The sequence below is a fragment of the Haliea sp. E17 genome, assembly GCF_048323675.1.
In the GTDB taxonomy this organism is placed as follows: domain Bacteria; phylum Pseudomonadota; class Gammaproteobacteria; order Pseudomonadales; family Halieaceae; genus Mangrovimicrobium.
Genome location: NZ_JBLWFK010000003.1, coordinates 205,991 through 225,384 on the forward strand (window position 1 = coordinate 205,991; position 19,394 = coordinate 225,384).

The 19,394-nt window shown below is 64.8% G+C and carries 15 protein-coding genes; 7 read left to right on the forward strand and 8 right to left on the reverse strand.

What is annotated here, in order from left to right:
- Positions 1–3: 3 nt before the first annotated feature.
- The 3 genes from ACNKU3_RS09545 to ACNKU3_RS09555 form a co-directional block, all read right to left on the reverse strand.
- Positions 4–1,041: a cyclase family protein gene (locus tag ACNKU3_RS09545; RefSeq protein WP_418259221.1), complete on the reverse strand. Its 1,038-nt coding sequence runs from the start codon at positions 1,039–1,041 to the stop codon at positions 4–6.
- Between the two features lie 103 nt (positions 1,042–1,144).
- The gene (locus tag ACNKU3_RS09550; RefSeq protein ID WP_418259222.1) at positions 1,145–2,332 is read right to left on the reverse strand and encodes a lipid-transfer protein; all 1,188 of its coding nucleotides are present in this window, start codon (positions 2,330–2,332) and stop codon (positions 1,145–1,147) included.
- A 43-nt stretch (positions 2,333–2,375) separates the two neighbouring features.
- Positions 2,376–2,807, reverse strand: coding sequence for a Zn-ribbon domain-containing OB-fold protein (locus ACNKU3_RS09555; protein ID WP_418259223.1), 432 nt, complete (start codon positions 2,805–2,807; stop codon positions 2,376–2,378).
- A gap of 655 nt (positions 2,808–3,462) precedes the next feature.
- Between ACNKU3_RS09555 and ACNKU3_RS09560 the strand changes: the two genes are divergently transcribed.
- Both ACNKU3_RS09560 and ACNKU3_RS09565 read left to right on the forward strand, forming a co-directional pair.
- Positions 3,463–4,977 carry an AMP-binding protein gene (locus ACNKU3_RS09560; protein WP_418259224.1) on the forward strand — a complete coding sequence of 505 codons (1,515 nt, stop codon included), beginning with the start codon at positions 3,463–3,465 and terminating at the stop codon, positions 4,975–4,977.
- Positions 4,978–5,064: 87 nt separating this feature from the next.
- Positions 5,065–6,417, forward strand: coding sequence for a spinster family MFS transporter (locus ACNKU3_RS09565; protein ID WP_418259225.1), 1,353 nt, complete (start codon positions 5,065–5,067; stop codon positions 6,415–6,417).
- 30 nt (positions 6,418–6,447) lie between these two features.
- Here the strand turns inward: ACNKU3_RS09565 and ACNKU3_RS09570 are convergent, their stop codons facing one another.
- Complete coding sequence (locus ACNKU3_RS09570; protein ID WP_418259227.1) at positions 6,448–7,074, reverse strand: TetR/AcrR family transcriptional regulator; 627 nt, start codon at positions 7,072–7,074, stop codon at positions 6,448–6,450.
- A gap of 109 nt (positions 7,075–7,183) precedes the next feature.
- On the reverse strand, positions 7,184–9,493 hold the full coding sequence (locus tag ACNKU3_RS09575) for a membrane-bound PQQ-dependent dehydrogenase, glucose/quinate/shikimate family (RefSeq protein ID WP_418259228.1): 2,310 nt from the start codon (positions 9,491–9,493) through the stop codon (positions 7,184–7,186).
- A 200-nt stretch (positions 9,494–9,693) separates the two neighbouring features.
- On the opposite strand from ACNKU3_RS09575, the gene ACNKU3_RS09580 reads away from it, so the two are divergent.
- Positions 9,694–10,824 carry an epoxide hydrolase family protein gene (locus ACNKU3_RS09580; protein WP_418259229.1) on the forward strand — a complete coding sequence of 377 codons (1,131 nt, stop codon included), beginning with the start codon at positions 9,694–9,696 and terminating at the stop codon, positions 10,822–10,824.
- A 39-nt stretch (positions 10,825–10,863) separates the two neighbouring features.
- Positions 10,864–11,640, forward strand: a complete 777-nt coding sequence (locus ACNKU3_RS09585) for an SDR family NAD(P)-dependent oxidoreductase (RefSeq protein ID WP_418259230.1) — start codon at positions 10,864–10,866, stop codon at positions 11,638–11,640.
- Between the two features lie 98 nt (positions 11,641–11,738).
- On the opposite strand, the gene ACNKU3_RS09590 is transcribed toward ACNKU3_RS09585, so the two are convergent.
- The gene (locus ACNKU3_RS09590) at positions 11,739–12,698 is read right to left on the reverse strand and encodes a TauD/TfdA dioxygenase family protein (RefSeq protein ID WP_418259231.1); all 960 of its coding nucleotides are present in this window, start codon (positions 12,696–12,698) and stop codon (positions 11,739–11,741) included.
- 111 nt (positions 12,699–12,809) lie between these two features.
- Here ACNKU3_RS09590 and ACNKU3_RS09595 point away from each other — a divergent pair, with 111 nt between their 5' ends.
- Together ACNKU3_RS09595 and ACNKU3_RS09600 are read left to right on the forward strand one after the other, a co-directional pair.
- Positions 12,810–13,589, forward strand: a complete 780-nt coding sequence (locus ACNKU3_RS09595) for an IclR family transcriptional regulator (RefSeq protein ID WP_418259232.1) — start codon at positions 12,810–12,812, stop codon at positions 13,587–13,589.
- 31 nt (positions 13,590–13,620) lie between these two features.
- A complete protein-coding gene (locus tag ACNKU3_RS09600) occupies positions 13,621–14,481 on the forward strand; it encodes an alpha/beta fold hydrolase (protein ID WP_418259233.1) in 861 nt (286 codons plus the stop codon).
- Between the two features lie 25 nt (positions 14,482–14,506).
- On the opposite strand, the gene ACNKU3_RS09605 is transcribed toward ACNKU3_RS09600, so the two are convergent.
- On the reverse strand, positions 14,507–16,849 hold the full coding sequence (locus ACNKU3_RS09605) for a glycerol-3-phosphate 1-O-acyltransferase (RefSeq protein WP_418259234.1): 2,343 nt from the start codon (positions 16,847–16,849) through the stop codon (positions 14,507–14,509).
- A 150-nt stretch (positions 16,850–16,999) separates the two neighbouring features.
- Here ACNKU3_RS09605 and ACNKU3_RS09610 point away from each other — a divergent pair, with 150 nt between their 5' ends.
- Entirely contained in the window at positions 17,000–18,439 is a 1,440-nt protein-coding gene (locus tag ACNKU3_RS09610) for an HAD-IB family hydrolase (RefSeq protein WP_418259235.1), read from the forward strand.
- Positions 18,440–18,475: 36 nt separating this feature from the next.
- On the opposite strand, the gene ACNKU3_RS09615 is transcribed toward ACNKU3_RS09610, so the two are convergent.
- Positions 18,476–19,393, reverse strand: a complete 918-nt coding sequence (locus tag ACNKU3_RS09615; protein ID WP_418259236.1) for an LLM class F420-dependent oxidoreductase — start codon at positions 19,391–19,393, stop codon at positions 18,476–18,478.
- Between the last annotated feature and the right edge of the window lies 1 nt (position 19,394).

Sequence of the window (19,394 nt, forward strand, 5' to 3'; positions counted from 1 at the left end):
GGCTTATACCGTTGCAACGGCTGTCACCGGCGAGCCGACCGCACCGGGCAGGCGCAGCGGCGGTGCAGTCAGGAGAAAGCGACTCCTGCCGGCATCGCGCAACCAGTCTGCCAGTTCACTCAACAGGAACAATTCGCCGAGGGGCACACCGAGCTTGAACAGGCAATGTTCGTGCAAGGGGAAAAATGCGCCTCGTTCCTGCGGCGGATTGGGCGTTGGCAGGAATTCGACGGCCTCGTTGTCGGAGAGAATTGCGGCGACGCCGGAATCGGTAATCCACTGCAGCAGCCGCGGGTCCGAGCCGTCCAGCCCGGTGCACACTTCGTGCTGGATGCCCTCCGGCGGTTGCCGTTCGTAACCCAGCAGCACGCGATCAAAACCGGTCCTGAGGCAGAGGATGTCCCCCTGCTCCACTTCCACCGAGTCCGCTTCCAGGATGCGCATCAGAGCGTCGTAGCCGACCGCCTCGCGCGCGTTACCGTAGTGGGCGAAGAGGTCGACCATCACTCCGCGGCCCTGCATGCAGGCCGCGGCCAGCGCGTCTATACCGAGGGGGCCTGCACCATAGGGAGGCTCCACGGCCCTGTCGCCATCCAGGTAGTCCTTTGGCCCGCGCACTTCCTGCCCGGCGCGATAGCCGTTGTAGAAGACCACTTCGTCCCTGCCGTCGCCGTTCGCATCAAACAGCGCGCCCATGTGCGCCAGGCTGTCCCACTGGGTGGAATACTGGGTGGAAAGGGTAACCCGGTCGTCACACACCACGTCAGTCTGCGCGGGATTCAACCGCGCCATCGGGTAGCACATGGCCGGATCGTCGCCGCGCATGGAGAACTGCATCTGCGGCGGAAAACGCCGCGGATTCAGGGCCGAGAGGCCCGGATAGTCCAGCGGCAACGAAAGGCAAAAGCTGACACCCTCTCTGACTTCCGCGACGCCCTGCAATACCTTGTCCGGCGTCAGCAGGTTGATCCGGCCGAGAGCGTCATCTTCGCCAAACTCCCCCCAATTGGAGCCTTCCGGCCTGTTGGACCAACGCTTCACGGGCTACCTGTCACTGCATGGAAAATTCATGGAAGAAATATACGCAAGGCAAAAACTGACGTCAATTCAATTTTCATAAGTTTTGCGCCCCTGCAGGCTTCGCTCAACGCTTCAGGATGACCGAAGAACCGTGTCCGAACAGCCCCTGGTTGGCGGTTATACCGACCCGCGCGCCAGCCACCTGCCGCTCGCCCGCCGCACCGCGCAATTGCAGGGTCAGCTCACAGACCTGGGCCAGCGCCTGGGCGGGCACCGCCTCGCCGAAACAGGCCAGCCCGCCGGAGGGATTGACCGGTATGCGCCCGCCGATACGGGTGTCACCCGCCCGCACCAGGCCCGCGGCTTCACCCCGGGCGCACAGCTGCAGGTCCTCGTACCAGTCCAGTTCCAGGGCGGTGGAGAGGTCGTAGACTTCGGCGACTGATACATCCCCGGGACCAATTCCCGCTTCCTCATAGGCCTTGGCGGGAATCGCCGCCCGGAACCGCTGGGCCTCGACCACGGCAGCGGAGTCCGTGGCGATATCCGGCATCTCCACCACCGCCGAGGCGAACGTCGGCGTCACCGTGGAAATGGCGGCGATGCGCACCGCGTCACCCCGGCCCAGCTTGCGGGCATACTCCACGGAGGAAACCACCAGCGCGGCGGCACCGTCAGAGGTGGCACAGATATCCATCAGTCGCAGGGGGTCGGCGACCATGGCGGATGCGGCCACGTCTTCGGCTGTAAACTTCTTGCGGTAGCGGGCATTGGGGTTGGCAAAGCCGTGCTCCGCGTTCTTGACCTTGACCTGGGCAAAGTCTTCCACCGTATCCCCGAAGATCTCCATGCGGCGACGGGCGTACAGGGCAAAATACGAGGGATTGGTGATCCCCAGGCGAAAACGCACCCAGTCCGGGTCGTCGGGCCGGTCGCCGGGCGCGGGCTTGAGGAAACCCTTGGGCGTGGTATCCGAGCCCACCACCAGCGCCACATCGCACTGGCCGGAGAGAATTTTGGTCCGCGCAGCCGCCAGGGCCTGGGAACCCGAGGCGCAGGCCGCGTAGGAGGTGTTGACCTCGGCGCCCTGCCACCCCAGCGCCTGGGCGAAGGTCGCCCCCGCCACATAACCCGGGTAGCCGCAGCGCATGGTGGCCGCCCCGGAGACAAACTGGACGTCCTGCCAGGCGATGCCGGCATCCCGGATGGCGTCACGACTGGCCTTTACGCCGTACTCCACGAAATTTTTCCCCCATTTTCCCCAGGGGTGCATACCGATACCGAGGACCGCGATGTCTTTTTCCATACTCATGCTTCTATCTCTTTCAAATTTCGGTGGTTGGTCCCGGGGGACATCAGGCCACGGGCGCCCATTTCCAGGTTATGGTTTCCTGCTCGTCGGTTTCGAACAGGGTGTCGAGCACCAGTTCCACGGTCATTCCCGCCTTCAGGTCCTCGCAACGCAGCCCCTTCACGCCCTGCCCCAGCACGATCATCTTTTCCCGCTCCAACTCGACGGCGAGGATGGTGTAGGGCACGTGGGGGTCCTCTGCGACGAAGGGCTCGGGGGGCTGGTACATGGCATTGGTGAACGACCACACGGTGCCGCGGGACGAGAGGGGCACCTCGGCAAAGGTCTCACCGTCACAGGCGGGGTTGCGGCAGTACACGCTCTGTTTGGGAAAATAGTAGGTCCCGCAGGACTCGCAGCGGGTGCCAATCAGGTGGGGCTGGCCGTTTTCAACGGCGAACCAGCCTTCGAGGACGGGGGCTTGTGGTTTGGACATGGTGGGTTCCGTTGGGGGTCGTTGGTTCCGGTTGGGTGATGCTAGGATTTTAACTGACTTGATGTCAATTTTATTGGTTTGATGGTGGTGGGCCATTTTGGGGTTGTTCCACGCATTTCCCCTGCTTTGTCAGCAATATTCGATATGCAGGTCGTTGCATATGTCGAGGGACTCATCTTGGATTTGTTAGTATCGCTCCTCAGCTGACTGGATGAGTCGTGCTTGGCAGCACGAGGTGGGGACGCTGTAGCTCGGCCCGAAGATGTGAATATGCCGCGCCGGGGCCGCCAAAAAGCGCACATCCCTGTGCAGGCTCGGCCTCGGACATCCATGTCCTCGGACGCCCCATCGCGGCATATTCACATCTTCGGTCCTGGTGTGGCGCTTACATCTACTGGCGTGTTTTACCCACATCACTATTCAGGGAGATGATGAGGGTACTTTCAGGCCGTTTAGCAAACTAACTGCTCGACGGATAATTACTCCAACTTTTTCTGAATTCCGCACTGTACCTACAGCAAACGCAGCGGCCGCAGGCCGCCACCCGAACCGAAGCACCAGCAAAACCGGAAAACCAGACAACCCAGCAAATACTGGACGCCCAGCCCACCCAGCCAATATAATTGGCTATCCGTCAGTTATTAACACAAGACCCGTGACCAGCACCTATTTTGACAAGCAACTGGCCAGTCACCCCGATGCACTGGCCGTTACCGACCTCAGCGAGGAGAGAAGCTGGCGCCAGCTGGACCGGAATATCTGCGCCCTCACCCACTACCTGCGCGACACCGCCGGACTGCAACCCGGCGAGCATATCGCCCTGCTGATCGGCAACCGCATTGAATATGTCGAGGCCATGCTCGCCGGCATGCTGGCGGGGCTCTGGGTGACCCCCATCAACACCCACCTGACGGCCGACGAAGTGGACTACATCCGCCGCAACTGCGAGGCGAAGCTCATTTTCCACGACGATGCCCTGGCGAAGTTGCTCCTCCCGGACAGCAGCGGTGTGCCCTGCAATATCCAGCAACTGCTGCCGGACCTGGATTGCCCGGAGGATTTCCAGCTGCCCGCGGACAGTCCTGCAGGCGGCAACATGCTGTATACCAGCGGCACCACCGGCCGTCCCAAGGGCGTCAAGCGCGCCAAGCCGGCGCGTATCGATGACATGGTCGAGCGTATGCGCGGGTTCGGCACCACCTTCGGCCTCACCGGTCGCGGACCTCACCTGGTGACCGGGCCGCTGTACCACGCGGCGCCGGGGATGTTCGCCCTGTACGACATGCTCAATGGGGCGCCGGTCTTCATCATGCCGAAATGGGATTGCGACACGTTCTTCCGCGTGGTCCGCGAACACCGGGTGATTACCACCCACCTGGTGCCGACCATGTTCGTGCGCCTGCTGCAGGCCCGCGACCAGGGCGCCGAAGGTATCGACGTCAGCTCCCTGGAGTACGTCCTGCACGGCGCTGCGCCGATCACGCGCAGCGTCAAGCAGCGCATGATCGACTGGTGGGGTCCGCTGCTCACCGAGTACTGGGGCGCCACTGAATCGGGCACGGTCACCCTGGTCAACAGCGCGGAATGGCTCTCGCACCCGGGCACTGTGGGCCGCGCTGTGCCCAATTACGAAGTGTATGTCGGCGATGAGCAGGGTAACCCGAGCGGCGCGGAGGAAGGTCTGTTGTTCTGCCGCAACAAGGCGCTGGCGGAGGTCTTCAGTTACCACAACGACCCGGAGAAAACCCGCAAGGCCCACCCCCAGCCCCACGTCATTTCCCTCGGCGATATCGGCCGCGTGGACAGAGAGGGATTTGTCTACCTCTCCGACCGGGAATCAAACATGATTATCTCCGGCGGGGTGAACATCTACCCGGCGGAAATCGAGAACGCCCTGCACGAGCATGCGGCGATCGTCGACGCCGCGGTCTTCGGCATCCCCAACGAAGAATGGGGCGAAGAGGTCAAAGCCGTTGTGCAATTGCAGCCGGGAATCACCGGCGACGCGGCACTGGTCGAGGACATTCGTATTTTTGCCCGCAGCCGGCTGGCGGGATTCAAGGTTCCGCGCAGTGTGGATTTCATCGACGAACTGCCGCGCAATCCCTCGGGCAAGGTGCTGGTGCGCGACCTCAAAGCCAACTACGCGGATCGCGCCACTGAAAAATAATCCGGCGACATTTTGCTCCCCGCGGAATCGCTGGGGTAGAGTAAGCGGCGGATAACCAAGAACAGCGCTATTCCGGGGGAGCAACTGGTGACGCTTACGCCATCCACGCCTGTCGCAGGCAACGTAACTTCTGCATCCATGGAGAAGCCCGCACCCGGGGCCTACTATGCCCTCGGCGTACTGCTGGCGGCCTATATCCTGTCGTTTATCGATCGCAACGTGATGGCGGTGCTGATCGGGCCGATCCGCGCCGACCTGCATATCTCCGACTTCCAGTACAGCCTGTTGCACGGTTTCGCCTTTTCCATGTTCTACATCGTGCTGGGCATTCCCATCGCCCGGCTGGCGGATCACGGCAACCGCAAGTGGATCGTCACCATCGGCATTTTTCTCTGGAGCATCATGTGCTGCCTGTGCGGGCTGGCGCGCACTGTCACCACCCTGTTCATTGCGCGTATCGGGGTCGGTGTCGGTGAAGCCGCCCTCTCCCCGCCGGCCTTCTCCATGCTCGCGGACCTGTTCCCGCCGCACCGGCAGGCGCGGGCCTTTGCGATCTACAGCCTCGGGGTCACCGTCGGCGGCGGACTTTCGGCGATTGTCGGCGGCTTCGTCTACCAGTTCTTCGCCGCCACCGGTGGCGCCGACCTGCCCCTGCTCGGCCATATTGGCCCCTGGCAGATGACCTTTATCAGTGTCGGCGCCCCCGGCATTATCCTGGTCGTGCTGCTGGGTTTCATACGCGAGCCCGCGCGACGCACCGACCGGGATCTCGTCGCGGCAAACACCGGTGTCAGCCTTGCTGAGTTCTGGGCCTGGTTGAAGCAAAACCGGCGCATCTACATCGGCGTCATGGGCGCCAATTCGCTGCTCACGGTGATGACCTACGGCATGCTCGCCTGGTTTATCGAATTCCTGATCCGCACCTACGGCGTACCCCGCGAAACCGCCGGCTTGCAGTTCGGGTTGATCAACATCATCGCGGGCAGCCTCGGCGCCCTCACCATCGGCTGGCTGGTACAACCCATGGTGCAGCGCGGTGTGGTCGATGCGCCGGCGCGCATGATGCTGATCATCGCCTGCCTGGTCGCCGTGCCCACGGCGCTGGCCCCACTGAGCCCGAGTCCCGCACTGGCGGTGGTGCTGGCCTGCCCGGCCATGTTCCTGCTGAACGGTTTCTACGGCCCTGGCGTCACCGCGTTACAGGCCATCACCCCGAACCGGATGAAAGCCCAGGTCACCGCACTGTCGCTGTTCTTCGCCAACCTGTTCGGCCTGGCGCTGGGCCCGACCATCGTGGCCATGCTGACCGACTTCCTGTTCGGGCGGGATGATTACCTGCGCTATTCGCTGGCGCTGCTGCCGATGGTGCTGTGCCCGCTGGCCGCGCTGCTTGCCTACCAGTCGCTGAAGCCTTACCGGGAATTGGTGGTGGCGGAGTAAAACACCGCCGCCGGAGGACCGGCGAGCGGATCAGACCTTGCTGATCAGCGCGCGGTAGAGGAGTTCGACGATGCCCGCACTGAGCTGCTTGCGGGTCTGCTTGGTGGCGCCGGCAACGCCGATATCGTGCTGGGCCGCCAGGGCGCCCATTGCCGCGTGGATAGCGATGGCGATCTGCTGGGGGTTTTCCAGGCTGGGGTTAATCTGGGCGATCTTCTTGCCCAGTGCCTGCAGCAGGCCGCGCGTGGTTTCGATGCGCATATTGAGGAAGCGCAGGTTGCCCTGGTCGGCCTCCAGGTTGCGTACCCGCAGCTCGATGCGGTATTTCTCCCACAGCTCACCGTAGATGTCGACGAACTTGCGGATGTTGGCCTCGAGGTTTTCCGGCGTCCACGGCACGTTGAACACTTCGTAGAGCGGATCGAGATTCAGTGCCGCAGCCTGGACGCAGGCAAACAGAACGTCCTCGATATCCTCGAAATAGACATAGAACGTGGAACTCGAAACGTCCGCCTCGAAGGCCACGTCGGAAACCGTCAGGTCCTTGTAGGAGCGACTCTTGAGCATTTCAAGTGTGACATCCATGATCCGCTGGCGGGTTTCGCGTCCCTTCCGGCCCATCTTCTGGCCATGCAGATTACGAATTTCTTTTTCCACTTGATGTTTTCCCACTGCTGTCATTAGCGGCATGGTATCCCAACACTGATAACGCATCAATTTTGACGGTGTGCCGTCTCACTACTCCGGCGTCAATTTTTGCCCGCGCTCATTTGCCGGCACCTGCGGCGGCAGATTCCGGCAGGGCAAACGCGATGATATCGGCGCTCGAGGGGCCGGGGATTCCGGAGTGGCCGCCCGCAGCGATGACCACGAACTGGCGCCCGCTCTGGCGCGAGCGATAGGTCATCGGCGTCGACCCGGCAACCGCGGGCAACCGGGCGCTCCACAGTTCAGCGCCGTTGCCGCTGTCGATGGCGCGCAGGCGCCGGTCCTGCGCCGCACCGATGAACACCAGACCGCCCGCGGTGGTAATCGCCCCACCGGAATTAGGTACGCCCATGGGCAGGGGCAGGCCCAGTTCCAGGCCCCAGGGCCCGGAGTGTTCCGCGGTGCCCAGACGCTTGCTCCAGAGCAGCTCTCGGCTGCCGATGTCGAAGGCCCAGAGCCGGCCGTAGGGCGGCTGCTGGCAGGGTACACCCAATGGCGAGAGGAATACCTTGCGCTTGAAAATAAAGGGGATTCTCTCCTGGGGGTAGATCAGGGTACTGGCGTCCCCGGCGAGCCCGCTGGCCTCGGCCCCCTCCCGGGGAATCAACTGCCCGGTCTCGGCGATGTGCAGGCTGCTGGCGATCAGCAATCCGCGCTGGAGGTCTACCGAGACGCTGCCCCAGTTGCTGCCGCCAGCGGCGCCCGGGTAGTTCAGCGACCGGTCCAGGCCCGGAGGATTGAACTCGCCGGCGTAGCGCAGCTGGCGAAACTGTATCCGGCACCAGAGCTGGTCCAGTGGTGTCAGGCCCCACATATCGCGCTCGCGCAAGGTGGCGCCGGCAATCGAGGGAAAACCCTCCGTGTAGGGCTGGGTGGGCGCGGTCCAGTCACCGGGCACATCACCCTGGGGTACCGGGCGCTCTACGACATTATCGATGGGCGTGCCGTCACGCCGGTCCAGCAGGAACAGCTGGCCGCGCTTGGTCGGCACCACCAGAGCAGGGACGGTGCGGCCCGCGGTCGTCAGGTCCAGGGTCACCGGTTGCGAGGCGACGTCATAATCCCATAGGTCGTGGTGCACCGTCTGGAATGTCCAGCGTACTGCGCCGCTGGCGACGTCCAGCGCCACCACCGAGGAGCTGTAGCGCTCGGAGGCATCGGAACGGTGGCCGCCGAAGTAGTCCGGGGGGCTGTTGCCGGTGGGGATGTAGACCAGGCCGAGCTCCGGGTCGGCGCTGAACACACTCCAGGCATTGGGCGTATCGCCGGTATAGCTCTCGCCTTCCGGCGGCGGCCCGTACTCGCCGGGTCGCCCGGCGTCCCAGGCCCAGCGCAATTCGCCAGTCATTGCGTCGTAACCGCGAATCACCCCGGAGGGCGTGTCGAAGAAGGACAGGTAGTCGTTGACGAACTGGCCGATGACCGCCACGCCGTTCACTATGGCGGGGGGCGAGGTTACCGACAGGGAACCGGGTGGTATCTCGCCCATATGCCGCCGCATGTCCACGGCGCCCTGCTCGCCAAACCCGGTACAGGCCTTGCCGGTGTCCGCGTTAACCGCCAGCAGTCGCCCGTCCGCAGTGCCGTAAAGCAGGCGGCGGGGACAGTCGTCGCTGCTTGCCGCGGATTCGAAGTAGGACACACCGCGGCAGGTGGTGACAAACACCCCGTCGAGGTTCAACTCGGGATCAAAGCGCCAACTCTCCCGACCGCTCTCCTGCTCGAGCGCGATGAGCACGTTGCGATCGACACAGAAGTAGAGGTGATCGTTCGCTGCCAGCGGTGTCGGCTGGAAACTGTGGGCGCCGAAACTTTCAAACAGGGGCACGTCGGAGCGGTAGTGCCAGGCAATTTCGAGCTGCTGCACGTTGCCGGTATCGATCTGGTTCAGGGGCGAGAAGCGGCCGCCGCCGGAGGTGCGCCCCCAGTGCCGCCACTCGTCGCCGTCAACTGCCGCGGCCGGCAGGCCCTGCGCACCCGGCAGGTTCGATACCGGCGCGTAGAGGCGAGCAACACCCACAGCGAATACCACCGCGCAGACGACCAGTGACAGGAACACCAGCGTGCCGCCACCGCGCAACTGCCGGCGCATACCGGGGAGCAGGAAACCGAGGCCCAGCAGCAGGAACAGCACCAGCCGGGAACACAGCGCCCAGGCATCGAGCCCCACCTCCCACACGCTCCAGGCAAGCGTGCCAATCAGGAGCACCGCGAAACAGTGTGCGGCCAGGGGACGGCGCTGCCACAGGGCAAACGCGCTGAGCAGCAGGAGCAGTCCCGCGGCGAGGTAATAGGGACTCCCGCCCTCGACCAGCAGCAGCGCGCCGCCAGCGGCCAACGCCAACCCGCAGGCCCCCAGAACCAACATCCAGACCCGTAATAAACCCTGCCCCGAAGAACCCATTATTCAACCTCGTAGTTTTTATTGTCGCGATCATACTGCGCGGACGTCGCCGGCAACTTATGATACCTTGTTTCCTAAGATACCCCCTTGGACGGCCCCTGCCAAAATCTTTTGCGCCGCGGCACAGGGGACTGTGCCCGCACCAATAACAACAGGCCACTACCGTGAGCAGACTGCAGCCATTTTCCCTCCACGTTCCGCAGGCGGCACGCGATGACCTCGACCAGCGGCTGCGCCATACCCGCTGGCTGGAAAACAGCTACCTGTCCGGCTGGCAGTACGGCGTGCCTGTAGATTTCACCCGCGAACTGTGTCGCTACTGGCAGGAGGAATTCGACTGGCATCAGCTGGAGGATGCGGTCAACGCCAACCAACAGTGCCTGATCCATACCGATGGCCTGCAGTTGCACGCGCTCTACCGCCGCTCGCAACAACCCGATGCTGTGCCGCTCCTGCTGCTGCACGGCTGGCCGAGCTCCTGCCTGGAATTTCTCGACCTGCTCGCACCCCTGGCCACTCCCCCGGAAGGCCAGCCCGCCTTCCACCCGGTAGCCGCCTCCCTGCCCGGCTACGGCTTTTCCACGACCCGCGAAGGCATCGGCCCCCAGGCCATCGCCCCGCTGCTGGTGGAACTGATGGACGCGCTGGGCTTCGAGCGTTTCATGGTCCAGGGCGGCGACTGGGGCAGCCTGGTCGGCACCGAAATCGCGCGCCAGTACCCGGACAGGGTCATCGGACTGCACCTCAACCTGGTCAACGGCAGCCGGCCCGCAAACTGCGAGCAGCTGCCGGTGAGCGCGGAAGAGCTGGCATGGATCGACGAACTGGACAACTGGCTGAGCTACCCCCACCTGCAGTTGCAGACCCAGCAACCCGCGAGTATCAGCCACGCCATGCACGACTCGCCCGCCGGACTGGCCGCGTGGATCGGTGAGAAATTTTTCGAATGGACCGACCGGCGCGCGGGCGATACCGTCAGCGCAGAGCAGATGCTGCGCAGCATCGCACTGTACTGGTTTTCCGGCTGCGCCGGCTCGGCGGCGCAGCTCTACTATGAAATGGCGCACAACCCGGTACAGGAGCGCTACGTCAAAGCGCCCACCGCCGCCGCGATCTTCCCGCTGGAGGTAGTCAAACTGCCCCGGAGCTGGGCGGAGCAGCACTACAACATCGTGCAATGGAATGTCTTTGCACAGGGTGGCCACTTTCCCGCGCTGGAGCAGCCTGCAGCCCTCCTCCAGGACCTGCGCCAGTTTGCCATCCTGCTGCAGGGAGCCAGGGACGCAGCGCCCTGACTGCGACGTTTTCAGCACTCAACCCGTGGAGTACATAACTTGAATAATCCCTACGCGAAACTGGACCTGACCGGCCGGGTCTTTACCATCACCGGCGGCACCGGCGGACTCGGCAAGGCCACTGCGCAGCTGTGCGCCGCCCGCGGCGCCAGCGTGGTACTGGCGGATCTCGATGCCGCCGCCGGGGAAGCGCTGGTCGCGGCCATCCGGGCCAGCGGCGGCAAAGCGGCCTTTATCCGCACCGACGTCACCCGGGAGGAAGACGTCATGGCCATGGTCGATTTTGCCGTGGACAGCTTCGGCGGACTGCACGGCGCCTTCAACAACGCCGGTATCGACAACGGCCACAAGACCGTGACCGAGGCGAGCCTGGCGGACTGGCAGCAGAATATCGGGGTGAACCTGACCGGGGTGTTCCTGTGCCTGAAATACCAGATCGCCTGCCTGCTGGAGCGCGGTATCCAGGGCAGTATCGTCAACACGTCGTCCACCGCGGGCGCGGTGGGCATGGCCAACGCGGTGGCCTACATCGCCGCCAAGCACGGGGTGGCGGGACTCACCCGCTCCACCGCGGTGGACTACAGCGCGCAGGGCATCCGCGTCAACGCCGTACTGCCCGGCGCCATCCACACGCCGATGCTGGAGAATGCGCTGCAGGACCAGGCGCTGGCGCAAATGATCGCCCGCAGCCATCCCATAGGCCGGATTGGCGAAGCACCGGAGGTTGCGGAGACGGTCGCCTGGCTGCTGTCGGACGCAGCGTCCTATGTGACTGGCGCCCTGCTGCCGGTGGACGGCGGTTTCACCACCCAGTAAGTGACCCGGATGCGGTTGGAAAAAGGGCGACGGAGGAAAGCGGCAAGGAAGGGGAAGTCCCGGCAACCGTGGCGGTTGCCGGGGCACGAGGCAACGGTTCAGACCATGGTGTCCTCGAGGACCTTGTCGCCCACGGCGTTGTCCTCGAAGCGGCCCAGGCCGTAATCGCCCTTGATCGTGGTGCGCTGCATGCGGCGCTTGATGGTCGGCTCGCAGCCGGTCACCCGGTGCAGCATGCGCCAGTTGTCCCAGATCAGCATGTCGGTATGCTTCCACTGGTGGTAGTAGGGCTGGATCACCCGGTACAGCTCCTGGCAGGCCTCCTCGAGCAGCGCGTCGCCCTCGGGGTTCTCGCGGCTTTCCAGCCCAACCGCCATCCACGGTGACACGTGCATCACTTTCTCGCCGCTCTCGCGGGTCCAGATTGCCGGGTGCAGGGCGCGGGGCATGGTCTTGGCGATTTCCAGGGTGGCGGCCATCTTGATGTCGCGGCGCACGTCGCGCAGGCCTTCGGGCTTACCGAAGCGCATGTGGTCATAGACGAGGTCGAGCGTGTAGATCACGTTGAGCCCGGCAATCCGGTCACGCAGTTCCGGCGACATATCGTTGTAGATCTGGATACCGTCGGCGAAACCGGTCAGGCCGCCCTCCGGCGCGATATCGATCGCGCGCAGCACACCGGCGCGGTTCAGTTCATTGTTGTAGCAGTGGTCGAAGTGCCAGGGCAGCCACGAGGACAGCTCCTGCCCTTCCACTTCCGCGATGCCGCAGGTGTTGGGGTCGTGATCCATGTCAATCACGCCGGGCATGAGGTCCTGGTCGACGCGGCCGACGGACTTCACCGGGTGGTCCTTCAACGGGCCGAAGATATTGCTGAGGGCCACGTGCATTTTCGAGGAGGGCTCCATGTCCTCAAACACGATCATGCCGCGGTCTTCAAAGATGTCGCGCAGCTGCTGCCCGACTTCCGGGTCTTCCACATTGCTCCAGTCCACGCCAGTGACGCGGGCGCCGAAAGAAACGTCATCGCTAAGCGGGCGTACGTTGATGCCTGTCATTTTTAACCTCCAGCCGGGATATGCTTACCGGCGTGTTACTTGATTTGATCTGTTGTATTACTTAGTAATACGATATATTATTAAGTAACCTAATACTAAAGTGAGTTTGGTATGTCGGTCAAGCGCAGCCGAAGCGGTTCCCGTGTCCTCGCAGTTCTCGAGGCTATTGCCCATTACCAGCCCGTTGGCGTCACCGAACTGGCGCGGCGGCTGAACGACGACAAGAGCGCGGTACAGCGGGCCATCATGACCCTGGCCGACGACGGCTGGCTGCGCCCGACAACCAGCAAGCCCACCCGCTGGCAGCTATCCGCGCACATCCTCACCCTCGCCTACAGCGCACACCTCAGCAACGATCTCGCCCAGCGGGCGCGACCCGTCCTGGAGGCGCTGCACTACGAGAGCGGTGAAACCGTGCTGATGAACATTCCCGACCGCCAGCGCTTTGTCGTGCTGGATGTACTGGAAAGCGCCCAGATGCTGCGCACCACGCCCTACCCCGGCATGGAAGTCCCGGTGCGCAAGAGCGCGACCAGCCGCGCGGTACTCGCCTACCTGACACCGGCGCAGCGGGAAGAATTTCTCGGCGAAGCGCCGAACGAAGAACAGTTGCAGGCGCTGGAAGAAACCCTCCAGCGCGGTTACGCCATCAGCGCGGGAGACGTGTTTTCCGGCACTACCCAGATTGCGGCGCCGGTATTCGACCAGCGCGGCATTCCCGAGGCGGCGATCGTACTGTCGGCGCCCAGCGCACGACTCAATGAGGCGCGCCACGACTGGGCCGGCGGACTGGTCAAGCAGGCGGCGCGCAAGCTGTCCCGCGGCCGCCCCCAGATCGCCGGCCTGACGGCACCCGCGGCGGAGAGCGCCGAAGAAGCCATCACCCCATAACCCAATAAGTAGACCCGCAAAGGAGACCCACGTGGCGACAATAAATATCAACGGCCTGAATATCGACTACCAGCTGATCGGCGATGCCGGGGCACCGGCCATTGCCCTCACCCCCGGCGGACGCTTCCCCAAGGAGAGCCCCGGCCTGCCGGAGCTGGCCCAAGCCCTCGCCGAGGGCGGCCGCCGCGTACTGCTGTGGGATCGCCCCAACTGTGGCGCCTCAGATATCTGCTTCGATGCGGAGAGTGAATCGGAACTGCACGGGCGCACCCTGACCAGCCTGATCCGCGAACTGGACCTCGGCCCCACGGCCCTGGCCGCCGGCTCCGCAGGCTCCCGGGTTTCCCTGATTGCCGCCTCCCGCGATCCGGAGATCGTCTCCCACCTCGCCCTGTGGTGGATCAGCGGCGGCACCCTCGGCCTGATCTCGCTGGCTTACTACTACTGCTGCGACTTCGGCATCGCCGCCAGCCACGGCGGCATGGAGGCGGTGGCGAGCATGCCCGGCTTCGCCGAGCAGATCGCGCGCAACCCGCGCAACCGGGACATCATTCTGTCCCAGGACGTGGACAAATTCATCGAGACCATGGAGCGCTGGGCGACCTTCTACCTGCCGCGGGAGGATTCACCGATCCCCGGCATGTCGCCGGCGGACTTCGCCAGGCTGACCATGCCGGTGCGCATCTACCGCAACGGCGTCAGCGACCTCAGCCACCCCCGCGCCACCAGCGACTGGGTGCGCGAGCTGATCCCCCACGCGGAATACCTGGAAGCGCCCTGGGCCGACACCGAGTGGAACGACCGCTGCGCGGCGCAGTTGAAGGATGGCAGCCCGCTGTTCATCGGCTGGCCGGCGCTGGCGCCGGGCCTGCTGGAGTTCACCGCCAGCTGATTTCGCGCAAGGGCGGCGAGGCGGCTCAGTCCGCCTCGTCGAAAACCTTATCCGCCAGGCGCAGGCTTTCCAGCCGGGAGGCCTCCATGCGGCGGGACAGGTCGCGAAACTCGCGCAGCAGTTGTTTGCGCCCGTCGATCTGCGCCGCATCCGTCACCCCCGCCAGCCCCATGTGCTCGGCCAGCCGGAAGCCGTTCTCGAACAGGACCTTGGCTATCGAGGCCTCGCTGGTAATACGCCCCATCATCAGCGCGAAGCGCCCCTCTTTGAGGGCCTGCTCGACGCAGTCCTTCTGCGCCATCTCCTCGCCCGGTTGCAGGCCGACCAGCACCAGCAGGATCACCGTGTAGGCCTCCACCAGCGGCAGGAAGACCGCGTGCCCGACCAGCGGCTGGCAGCGGTTGATCAAGCCCTGCAGCTGCACCCCGCCCTCCTCGAGCCGGCGCTCCCACTCGCTGTCGACCCGCCCCAGTTCGGCGCGCAGGTTGGCCAGGAAGGCGGGTTTCTCCGGGTAGAAGAACTCGAACTTGAACAGCTCCCGCAGGCGGATCGCCTCGGCCCAGAACACCTCGCCGGCGGGCAGCTTGAACTGCTCGCGGGCCTTCAGCAGGGCGAGGTCGATGATCGCCCGCTCGAGGAAGTGGTGGACGATGGTGTTGCGGTAGTAGCTCGCCGCGGCGTGTTTGGCCGGCTCGATGGAGAACACCGTCTGCGAGGCCTGGTCGTAGCGCAGGAACAGGCCGCTGCCCAGCAGGGTGCCCATCATGCGCTCGCGTTCGCCGGGGTCGTCGCTGGCCAGCGGGTCGGAGAGCCGGATGCCGCGCTCCCGTGCCCACTCGACGAAATAGGCGATGCTGCGTTGCAACTCCGTCGCGGTCATGCCCCGCGGCAGCGAGCCGAGCAGGATGAAGCAGATCAGCGCGCCGAGGGTGAAGGGCGTCACCCGGTTGGCCTGCACCGCCACCTCGAAGGCGATCTTGGCCAGCGCCAGGCGGTCCTCCGGGTCGGGGGCTTTCTCAACGATCACCGGCTGGCCGAAGTTGACGTAGATCTTGCCCCGCGGCTCCTTCAGCGAGCGCAGGTAGTGCATGAACCAGATCAGGCTCTCCGGCTTCTTCGACCTGCCCGCCTGCTCGGCGACGAAATCGTCGACATCGCGGATCAGGTCGAAGCTGGTGGCCACCGGCAGGAAGTGCAGGTCGCGGATGTCGTTGCTCGCGGCAGCGTCGATCACGTACTTCATCAGCCCGTAGCGCGGCGGCATCAGCTTGCCCAGGCGCGAGCGAGTGCCCTCGAAGGCCCAGGTCATGGGAAAGCGCTTCTCCAGCAGGTAGCTGATGTAGAAACGCAGCACCAGCTTGTACAGGGCGTTGTCGCGGAAACTGCGGCGGATGAAGATGCCGCCAGCGCCGCGCATCATGGTACTGAGGCCCGGCATGGCCATGTTCACCCCGCCGAAGGTGTGGATCAGCGGCATGTCGTTGCGGTAGGCGATGTCGGTGGCGGCGAGCCCGTCGAGGTAGGACTTGTGGGTGAACAGCACCAGCGTCGGGTGGTTGCGCAGCATCTGGCGGAAGCGCTCGATCTCGCCCGGCGCCACGGAAATCGTCCGCGCGTAGCCCAGTGAGAGCATCTTGCGCTCCAGCCGGGCCTTGAGGTCGATGAAGAAGGGGTTGGGGCGGGCGACCATCTCGCCCATGTAGGCCTCGGCCTCCTGCGCCAGGGTAGCGAGGGGCTGCCCGCTCTCATCGGCCAGTTCGCGCAGGGCCTGCTGGAAGCGGGCGTCGGCGTTGAGGCTCTCGGTGACGTGGCGCGGCACCTTGTAGCGGCTGCCGAGGACACCGCGCTCGGCGATATCCAGCGCCAGCCCGGCCTGGCGCAGGATGAATCGGGCCAGGCCTTCAGCGGAGCCGGGGTCGCCGCCGCGCTCGAGATAGCGTTCGCGCAGGGCCTCCACGGTGGCCGGCGCGCCGGCAATGCACTGGGCGCGGGTCTTGTCGCGCCAGAGTATCCAGCGGGCGCGCAGTGTCCCCGGGGCGCGCGGATCACCGAAGAGCAGTTGCCGCAGGCCCAGGGGCTGGCCCTGCACGAAGCCGGGGATGCGCCAGCTGACCCGGGCGGGAACGACGGTGACCGCGCCCGCCGCCGCGAGCTCGCGCACCAGTGGCTCGGTGTCTTCGGCACTGCGTTCATCCGCCAGCGGCAGGCTGAGCGAGGCAATCCGGCGGGTGCCCCCGACCGCGGCCTGCGCCGCGCCCACCCAGTCCCTGAGCAACTGTTCCTCGATACGATTGCGCGCGTCGAGAATGATCAGCAGGTCACTGGTTCCGGGCAATACCTGGGGAGGAGTTTGTTCTTCGATCGACATTATTCTGCAAACCCTCGTGGGCAACGCCTGTCAGCGTTCGGGTATTGCAGCGCTGCAGCGCTGTTATACTGCCAAGTGTAACACCGTAGCGGGCGCGAATGACCCGTCCCCCGCCGGATAATCCAGCGGTGACCGGTGCAGGGAACAGCCATGAACAACAGCAAGACACGCGCTTACGCCGAGCTGACAGCAGGCGTTGAGCAACTCCCGGACGGCCCTCAGGTGGGCGCCATGTTCGACTTTGACGGCACCATCATCGCCGGCTATTCGGCGACACCGCTGCTGCGCATGCAGATGAAACGCGGCGAACTCACACGCGAGCAGTTGCTGCGGACGGTCGGCGCCATGGCCCGCTTCGGTCTCGGCAACAGCAGCTTCTCCACCCTGATGATGGCCAGTGTCCAGTACCTCGAGGGCATCGAGGAGAGCGACTACGAGGCGCTGGGGGAAACCCTGTTCGAAAAAGCACTGGCGAAGCTGATCTACCCCGAGGCGCGGGCGCTGATCGAGGCGCACCAGCGCAAGGGCCACACCGTGGCGATCATCTCCTCGGCACTGCCCTACCAGGTCCTGCCGGCGGCGCGCAGCCTCGGCATCGAACATGTGCACTGCAGCCGGCTGCGGGTCGTCGACGGCGTGTTCACCGGGGAAGTTGAACCGCCGGTGTGCTTCGGCGAGGGCAAGCTGGCAGCCGCGCGGAAACTGGCGAGAAAGCACGGCGTCCACCTGCGCCAGTCCTGCTTCTACTCGGACAGCGACGACGATCTCATCCTGCTGGAAAAGGTCGGTCACCCGCGGCCGGTCAATCCCAACCGCGGCCTGGGCAGGATCGCCAGGGAACGGGACTGGCCGGTACAGCGTTTCACCAGCCGCGGCCGGCCCCGCGCCTCGGAGTGGATGCGCTCCCTGCTGGCCACCGGGGCGATCTTCTCCTCCGCCGCCTCGGCCCTGCCGATCTGGGCCCTGACCGGTTCCAAGCGGCAGGGGCAGAACTTCTCCAGTTCACTCTTCGCCGATGTCGCCAGCGCGCTGATCGGGCTGCGGCTCAACGTCAGGGGCGAGGAAAACCTGTGGCAGCAGCGCCCGGCGGTGTTTGTCTTCAACCACCAGAGCAAGGCGGACCTGATCATCATCGCCCGGCTGCTGCGGCGCAACTTCACCGGTGTGGCGCGCAAGCACGCGGGCGGCCTGCCGCTGTTCGAGAAAGCCATGGACCTGAGCGGCGTCCTGCTGATCGACCTGGAACAGCCGCGGGAAACCGTCGCCGCCCTGCGCGAGCTCGGCGAGCGGATCGTCAACGAGGGAATTTCCGTCGCCATTGCACCCGAGGGTACCCGCAGTACCTCCAAGCAGCCGGGTGAATTCAGGAAGGGCGCCTTCCAGGTGGCGATGGCGGCGGGGGTGCCGATCGTACCGATCGTCATCCACAACGCCATGGACGTCTCGCCCAAGGGAGATTTCATCTACCACCCGGCGACGGTCGAGGTGGATGTCCTGCCACCGGTCGCTACCAGCGGCTGGACGCGCGCCTCCATGGCGCAGGAGATTGCCGCCATCCGCGGCAGCTTCGAGAAAACCCTGGGCTTGTGAGCGCAGGGGCGGCAGGCACCGCCCCCGCCAGTTCGATCAGTCCAGCTTGCTGATGACTTCCTCGCCGAACTGCCGGGCGAGGTCGCACCACTCGGCGCGGGTCGCCGCCTCGATGCTGGCGCCGGAGGCATCCACCCCGAGTTCGCGCAGGCTCTGGTAGCCGTCCAGTGCTTCCTGGGCGCTGAAGCCCTGCTTGATGACGAAGGTGCTGGAGCAGATCACCTGGGGCGGCGTCGCCCGGCCGACTTTCTCGCAGTGCTCCTTCATGTACTCGATGGAACCGACGATGTCGTCGTCACCGGAAATCGCCGCGGTGCGCGCGGTATCGGTGACCATCTTGGGCACGATGAAGGGGTGCCAGGCATCGCCCAGCTCCACCGTGCGGCGCAGGGCGCGCTTGGAGTTGCCGCCGATCAGCAGCGGCGGGTGCGGCTTCTGCGCCGGCGTCGGCAGCACCCGGTTGCCCACGGCGGTGTAGCCGATGCCCTCGTAGGCGAAGTCCTCGCCGGTCCAGGCCAGTTTCATCGCCTTGATGTGGTCGTCCATGATGTCGTTGCGGTTGTCGAAATCCACCCCCAGGGCCTTGAACTCCGGCTTCAGGTAACCGGCGCCCATGCCGAGAATCACCCGGCCGTTGGAGAAGTGGTCCAGCGAGGAGACCGCGCGGGCGGTGATGAATGGGTTGCGGTAGGGCAGGACGATGATATTGGTCTGTACCCGCAGTGTCGTGGTCACCGCCGCCACCATGGAGAGCATGACGAAGGGGTCCTGGGCGTAGTGGCCGCCGCCGTCGAGCCAGCGGTAGGAGGGCACCGGGTGGTCGGTCACTGTGCCGGAGTAGAAACCGGCCTCCTCGACCGCTTTGGCGCACTCGTGCACCGCAGCCATGGTGGTGTACTCCTCGGGCTGCTGGATGTGGTCGAAGGGAAAGGTGACACTGAGATTAAAAGCCATT